This window comes from Pseudomonas sp. MD195_PC81_125 (genome assembly GCF_014060985.1).
Classification (GTDB): Bacteria; Pseudomonadota; Gammaproteobacteria; order Pseudomonadales; family Pseudomonadaceae; genus Aquipseudomonas; species Aquipseudomonas parakoreensis.
Genome location: NZ_JABULD010000466.1, coordinates 1 through 6,034, shown reverse-complemented (window position 1 = coordinate 6,034; position 6,034 = coordinate 1). Strand labels below are relative to the sequence as shown.

The window sequence follows — 6,034 nt, the reverse complement described above, 5'->3', positions numbered from 1 at the left end:
CTCCCACAAGGGTACGCATTTCAATGTGGGAGCGAGCCTGCTCGCGAAGAGGCAAGCCCGCTCACCACCAGACTCAAGTGATTACTTTTTCTTCAGGCAATCACTCATGAAGGTCTTGCGCGCGTCGCCGGTCAGGGCCTTGGTTTTCGCGTCGGCGTTGCAGGTCTTCATTTTTTCCTGCTGCGGGGTCAGCACTTTGGCGTCATTGGCGGCCGGAGCGGCCTTGAGGCAAGTGCTCATGAAAGTCTTGCGCTCATCGCCCTTGAGGTTCTTGGCGGTAGCGTCGGCATTGCAGGTGGTCATTTTGTTCTGTTGCGCCGTGGCGGCGAAACCCTGGGAACACAGGAGCAGACCGATCATCAACAAAGGCACACGCAACATCTTCATGGAGTTTTCTCCTTGTCGCCGCATCGATGGATGCGGCCTGCGCTGAAGTGTAGCCAAATCTTGTTACACCTTCCTGCCTTCCAGGTGGCTGCGCCGATACTGTTCCGGGGTACATCCGGCCTGACGGGCAAACATGGCGATGAAGGCCGAGCCACTGCTGTAACCCAGATCGAAGGCGATCTCCTGCACGCTCTTCGTGCTTTCCAGTGCCTCGATGGCAGCCAGGTAACGCAGGCGCTGACGCCATTCGCCGAAACTCATCCCCAGCTCGCGCACGAACAGCCGGGCCAGCGTGCGCTCGCTGACGTGTACCTGCGCCGCCCAGTGCGCCAGCGGCTGGTTATTGCCGGGATCGGCCTGCAATGCATCGAGAATCGCCAGCAACCCGGAATGGCTCGCGTACGGCAGATAACATTCATGGACCGGCGCCTGTTGCAGTTGATCGACCAGCACCTGGGCCAGACGCTGGTCGGCGTCGAGTTCGGGGATCTTCACGTCGCGGGCGGCGAAGTCCTTGAGTATCGCCTTGAGGATGTCGCTGATCGCCAGCGTGCAGGCGCGCTCCGGCAGATCCGTGCAGACCTTCGGATCGAGGCATACCGCGCGGTAGTTGACCGGTTGATGGCTGTAGAAACTGTGCTCGATCTGCGGCGGCACCCACACCGCGTATTGCGGCGGCGACATGAAGCGGTTGCCGTCGACCTCCATGTGCAGCACACCGTGGGCCGCGTACTCCAGCGTGCCCCACGGATGGCGGTGCGGCGCGGCGTATTCATGGGTGTTGAAGTCGGCGTAGCGGAAGTACACCGCTGACGGCAGTTCGCTGAAATCCAGCAGATCGATGTGTTTACTGTTCATGCTGTCCGGTTGCAGAGGCAGGTTGTCCGGTTCGCAGTATAGGGCTGCATCCAGACAGGGGATAATCACGGTTCATCAACGTTCTGGTTTTAACCCATGCAATACGCGTTTCCGCTGCTGGCGATTTTCATCTGGGCCGGCAATACCGTGATCAACAAACTGGCGGTCGGAGCAATCTTCCCCGCCGAGATCGGTTTCTACCGCTGGCTGCTCGCCGGCCTGCTGTTCACCCCGTTCATGCTCAAGGCGGTGATCGCGCACTGGCCGCAGATCCGCCCCAACCTGGGCAAGATCTTCATCCTCGGCGTGCTCGGGATGGCGGTCTATCAAAGCCTCGCCTACTTCGCCGCGACCCTGACCAGCGCGACCAACATGGGCATCATCCTGTCGCTGATGCCGCTGATGTCGCTGGCCATGGCGATCATCAGCCTCGGCCAGCGCCTGACTGCCGGCGCATTGTTCGGCGCGGTGCTGTCGTTCGCCGGCGTGCTGGTGGTGGTGTCGTCCGGCAGCCTCGGCGCCTTGCTGCAGCACGGGGTGAATCTGGGTGATGCGATGATGCTGATCGCCACCCTCGCCTACGCGATCTACAGCACCCTGCTGAAAAAATGGCAGTTACGCCTGCCGCCGCTGGTGTTGTTGTACTTGCAAGTGCTGGTGGCAATTGTGGTGCTGTTTCCGCTGTATGCCGCTTCACCGAAAACCGGCTTCACCGCGCAAAATATTCCGCTGGTGCTGTACGCGTGCCTGCTGGCCTCGATGCTTGCGCCGCTGGCGTGGATGCAGGCGGTGCAGCGTCTGGGGCCGAGCCGCACGACCTTGTTCTTTAACTTGCTGCCGTTGATTACCGCGCTGATTGCGGCGGTGGTGTTGAAGGAAGAGTTGGCGATGTATCACCTGGTGGGTGGGGTGTTGACGTTGGGTGGGGTGATTCTGTCGGAGCGTTGGACCACCGTTCTAGGCCGCAAACTCAGCGTCGCCTGATCTGGCCCTGTGGTGAGGGGATTTATCCCCGATGGGCTGCGCAGCAGCCCTTGTTTTGAGATAAAAAGCGGGGGCCGCTGCGCGCCCCATCGGGGATAAATCCCCTCACCACAAAAGCGAGTCACACGCCGGCAGCCTTCAGCCGCGCCGCATGCTCAACAAACAACCGCACCGGATCCGCGCCCTTGCCCACCAGTCCCAGCGACTGGTTGACGATATCGAAGTGATCCAGCGGATAGTCGTCGCCAATCACCGTGCCCAGGTGCGAGCTGTAGCGCCCGACCATCCCGTCACACTGCCCCGGCTCACGCACGAAGGTTTTCGCGAACAACCGGCAGCTGCGGTTGGTGCCGTCGAACAGGTTGCCACCGCGGTCAGTCTTGCCCGGCTGCAATGTGCCTGACCACGAGTAATAACGCACACCGTTGACCACTTCCGGCCCCTGCCCGCCCCAGGTTTCGGGCAGGCCCTGTGGATAACGCTGATTGAACAGCGCCACGCCCTCGCGGGTCAGCGATTGGTGCGAGGCGTGGATATCCACCGGCAGTTTCGGCCCGTGGTAACCGGTTTCCAGCAATGCCATCAGCCAGCCGACAACACGCAGCAGCGCTTCGAGCAGACGGCCCTTGGCAGTGTTCGCCGGGTAGTGTTGCTGCAGATAGTCGGCCAGTTCCGAACCGTGATTGGGCCCGGCCACCGACGTCACCGAGGCGACCAGGTCCGGCCGTCTGGCGGCGGCATAACGCGCGGTCAACGAGCCCTGGCTGTGGCCGAACAGATTGACCCTGGCGGCGCCGGTCTCGCGCAGAATCTCGTCGATCCGCGCCAGCAGTTGCTCGCCGCGCACCTCGGTGGAGTTGAGCGGCGACACCTGTACCGCAATCACTGTGGCCCCGCCACGGCGCAGCGCCTTGATGATCCCGTACCAGTACGGATACAGCAGCAGCCGGATAAACCCGAGCATGCCCGGCACCAGCACCAGTGGATAACGTGTCGCCGTACTTTGTGACATGGGCAAACATCCTTGTGGTCGTGAGTGGAGGCCTGACGTGCAAAACACCCGCCAAGCCTCCTCCTTGATGATGACAACTGCACCCTCAGCCTACTTCAGGCCCACCACCCCCGCCACAATCAGCCCCACCGACAGCAGTTTGACCAGGGTCAGGCTCTCGCCGAGCAGGGCAAAGCCGAGAAACACCGTGCCCAGCGAGCCGATCGCGGTCCAGATCGGGTAGGCGATGCTCACCGGCAACTCGCGCATCGCCAGCGTCAGGAAGTAAACCCCGCCAATCGCCGCGAGCACCGTGATCAGCGACGGCCACAACCGGGTGAAGCCTTCGGCGTATTTCATGCCCATGGCAAACGTGACTTCGAACCCGGCGGCGATCAGCAGGAACAGCCAGGCCATCTAGAACCCCCGGGCGAGGTCGAGCAAACGCTGCTCGGCCTCGGCCACCGACACCGCGAAGGTGCGCTCGGCCGACTCTTCACCCTCGGCCGCGACCACCGTAACGTCGTTGATACCGATAAAGCCCAGCGCGGTGCGCAACCACGGATCGGCGTGGTTCAGTGCTTCCAGTTCGCCGCCGGGGCCGAAGCCGAACCCGCCGCGACTGGTGACAATCAACGCTTTCTTGCCCTGCAGCAGCGGGGTGTACTGGGCCACGCCGTTGTCGAGGGTGTGGTCGAACGTCAGGCCCAGGCGCACGATCTGATCGACCCAGGCCTTGAGGCCGCTGGGCACGCTGAAGTTGTACATCGGCGTGGAAATCAGCAGCAGGTCATGCTCGAACAACTCGCCGACCAATTGATCGCTGAGCGCCAGATCGGCTTGCATCGACAGTGGACGCGCCTCGGGCTCAGGATGAAACGCGGCAGCGACAAACGCTTCGTTGACTGCCGGGATCAGCGCGCGCCCGACTTCACGGCGGGTGACCTGCGCCTGCGGATGGCGCAATTGCCAGGCGCTGAGAAAGCTTTCTGCGAGGCGCCGTGAATGCGAACGGTCACCCCGGGGGCTGGCATGAATTGCAAGAATTTTACTCATCTGTGTTTCCTCCGGACTAGAATCAAACGGCTTGTGGCTTGCAGCTTGAAGCGCGCGACCGCGTCCATTCAAATGAGCAAAAATCAGTCGGGATGAATTCATTTCATCCATGGAGTTTTCAATGTTCGCCTCGTTGCCGCTGACCGCCCTGCGCGCCTTCGAATCCGCTTCGCGCCTGCTGAGTTTCAAGGCCGCCGCCGAAGAGCTGTCGGTCACGCCCACGGCAATCTCTCATCAGATCCGTACGCTGGAAGACTGGCTCGGCGTGGCACTGTTCGAACGTTTGCCGCGTCAGGTACGCCTGACCGAAGGTGGCGAGCGGCTGTTTCGCAGCCTGCACGGCGCGCTGCTGGAAGTGGCGCAAAGCGTCGATACCCTGCGCCCGCAACGCTGCGGCAGCAGCCTGACGCTGTCGACCACGGCCGCGTTCGCCGCGCTATGGCTGGTGCCGCGCCTCGGGCGCTTTTATGCGCAGCACCCGAACATCAACGTGCGCCTCGATACCCACTGCGAAGTCATCGACTTGCATCAGGACGCCAGCGTCGATCTGGTGCTGCGCTACAGCCTTGACGACTACCCCAATCTTTACGGCTTGTGCCTGTTCGATGAGTCGTTCGGCGTGTATGGCTCACCGGAGCAGGTGGCGCTGGCCGCCCGGCGCACGCCGGCGCTGATCAGCGTGCGCTGGCACAACTCGAAGCTGTATGCCCACGGCTGGGAAGCGTGGTGCGCCCGCGCAAGTGAGAACTGGCTGAACCAGCATCCCGCAATGCGCGAATACGACGAAGAGCACTACGCGCTCCAAGCGGCGATTGCCGGGCAAGGCTTGGTCCTTGCGAGCAATATTCTGGTCTCGCAAAGTGTCGCCAGCGGGTTGCTGGTGCCGTACAAGGGGCAGGTGCAGGTCGATGGCGCAGGCTACAGCGCATTGTGTGTGCCGGGACGGGAGCGCCATCCGCCGGTGCGGGCGTTTTTTGCCTGGTTGCAGGAGGAGGCCGTGTTGTCCGGACTGACGCCAAGATTGCAGCCTTCGGCAGCGCCTGCAGGGGGGACGGCGCAAATCTCGTAAAACTTTTTGCCTCGCGCAGGACTCACAACCAGGGTAAGCGATCACGCCTGTAGAGCGTGGCGCCCATTGGATTAGCCTCCTGGAGATCGAAATGAGCGATGACCTGCACTTGTCGGATGTCAAAACCCTGCGCGAACGTGCGCGGCAACACGTCGAGAACGGCGCGGTAACCGAAAGCTACAGTGCCAACCGTGAGGAGGTGCTGCGCCTGCTCAACGAATCGCTGGCCACCGAACTGGTCTGCGTGCTGCGCTACAAGCGCCACTACTTCATGGCCAACGGTCTGAAAGCCAACGTGGCCGCTGACGAATTTCTCGAACACGCCACCCAGGAAGCGCAACACGCCGACCGTCTGGCCGAGCGCATCGTGCAACTGGGCGGCGAGCCGGAATTCAACCCGGACCTGCTGTCGAAAATGTCCCACGCGCAATACGTGGCCGGGAACACCTTGAAGGAAATGGTCTATGAGGACCTGGTGGCCGAGCGGATCGCCATCGACAGCTACCGCGAGATCATTCAGTACATCGGCGAAAAAGACCCGACGACTCGGCGCATCTTCGAAGACATCCTCGCGCAGGAAGAAGAGCATGCCGATGACATGGCCGACATTCTGAAAGACCTGTAAGCCTTTCAAAACCGCCTTCGCGAGCAAGCTCGCTCCCACACTGGAATCCATTTCAAATGTGGGA

The 6,034-nt window shown here is 61.8% G+C and carries 8 protein-coding genes; 3 read left to right on the top strand and 5 right to left on the bottom strand.

What is annotated here, in order from left to right:
• Positions 1 to 81: 81 nt before the first annotated feature.
• Positions 82 to 387, bottom strand: a complete 306-nt coding sequence (locus HT737_RS18750; RefSeq protein ID WP_041065573.1) for a PsiF family protein — start codon at positions 385 to 387, stop codon at positions 82 to 84.
• 63 nt (positions 388 to 450) lie between these two features.
• Entirely contained in the window at positions 451 to 1,245 is a 795-nt protein-coding gene (locus HT737_RS18745) for a helix-turn-helix transcriptional regulator (protein WP_182403619.1), read from the bottom strand.
• A 96-nt stretch (positions 1,246 to 1,341) separates the two neighbouring features.
• Here HT737_RS18745 and HT737_RS18740 point away from each other — a divergent pair, with 96 nt between their 5' ends.
• Entirely contained in the window at positions 1,342 to 2,229 is an 888-nt protein-coding gene (locus tag HT737_RS18740; RefSeq protein ID WP_095667669.1) for a DMT family transporter, read from the top strand.
• Positions 2,230 to 2,350: 121 nt separating this feature from the next.
• Here the strand turns inward: HT737_RS18740 and HT737_RS18735 are convergent, their stop codons facing one another.
• The 3 genes from HT737_RS18735 to HT737_RS18725 form a co-directional block, all read right to left on the bottom strand.
• A complete protein-coding gene (locus HT737_RS18735) occupies positions 2,351 to 3,241 on the bottom strand; it encodes a triacylglycerol lipase (RefSeq protein WP_182403616.1) in 891 nt (296 codons plus the stop codon).
• A 90-nt stretch (positions 3,242 to 3,331) separates the two neighbouring features.
• Positions 3,332 to 3,637: a multidrug efflux SMR transporter gene (locus HT737_RS18730; protein WP_095667671.1), complete on the bottom strand. Its 306-nt coding sequence runs from the start codon at positions 3,635 to 3,637 to the stop codon at positions 3,332 to 3,334.
• Entirely contained in the window at positions 3,638 to 4,276 is a 639-nt protein-coding gene (locus HT737_RS18725; RefSeq protein ID WP_182403614.1) for an FMN-dependent NADH-azoreductase, read from the bottom strand.
• Between the two features lie 109 nt (positions 4,277 to 4,385).
• Here HT737_RS18725 and HT737_RS18720 point away from each other — a divergent pair, with 109 nt between their 5' ends.
• Positions 4,386 to 5,345: a LysR substrate-binding domain-containing protein gene (locus tag HT737_RS18720; protein ID WP_182403612.1), complete on the top strand. Its 960-nt coding sequence runs from the start codon at positions 4,386 to 4,388 to the stop codon at positions 5,343 to 5,345.
• A gap of 91 nt (positions 5,346 to 5,436) precedes the next feature.
• On the top strand, positions 5,437 to 5,970 hold the full coding sequence (locus tag HT737_RS18715) for a bacterioferritin (RefSeq protein WP_003221186.1): 534 nt from the start codon (positions 5,437 to 5,439) through the stop codon (positions 5,968 to 5,970).
• Positions 5,971 to 6,034 lie beyond the last annotated feature (64 nt).

What these genes read in the sequence shown, in the direction of transcription:
- HT737_RS18730 (WP_095667671.1), bottom strand. Translation starts at nt 3,637, where the DNA reads ATGGCCTGGCTGTTCCTGCTGATCGCCGCCGGGTTCGAAGTCACGTTT.
- HT737_RS18715 (WP_003221186.1), top strand. Translation starts at nt 5,437, where the DNA reads ATGAGCGATGACCTGCACTTGTCGGATGTCAAAACCCTGCGCGAACGT.
- HT737_RS18740 (WP_095667669.1), top strand. Translation starts at nt 1,342, where the DNA reads ATGCAATACGCGTTTCCGCTGCTGGCGATTTTCATCTGGGCCGGCAAT.
- HT737_RS18750 (WP_041065573.1), bottom strand. Translation starts at nt 387, where the DNA reads ATGAAGATGTTGCGTGTGCCTTTGTTGATGATCGGTCTGCTCCTGTGT.
- HT737_RS18725 (WP_182403614.1), bottom strand. Translation starts at nt 4,276, where the DNA reads ATGAGTAAAATTCTTGCAATTCATGCCAGCCCCCGGGGTGACCGTTCG.
- HT737_RS18745 (WP_182403619.1), bottom strand. Translation starts at nt 1,245, where the DNA reads ATGAACAGTAAACACATCGATCTGCTGGATTTCAGCGAACTGCCGTCA.
- HT737_RS18720 (WP_182403612.1), top strand. Translation starts at nt 4,386, where the DNA reads ATGGAGTTTTCAATGTTCGCCTCGTTGCCGCTGACCGCCCTGCGCGCC.
- HT737_RS18735 (WP_182403616.1), bottom strand. Translation starts at nt 3,241, where the DNA reads ATGTCACAAAGTACGGCGACACGTTATCCACTGGTGCTGGTGCCGGGC.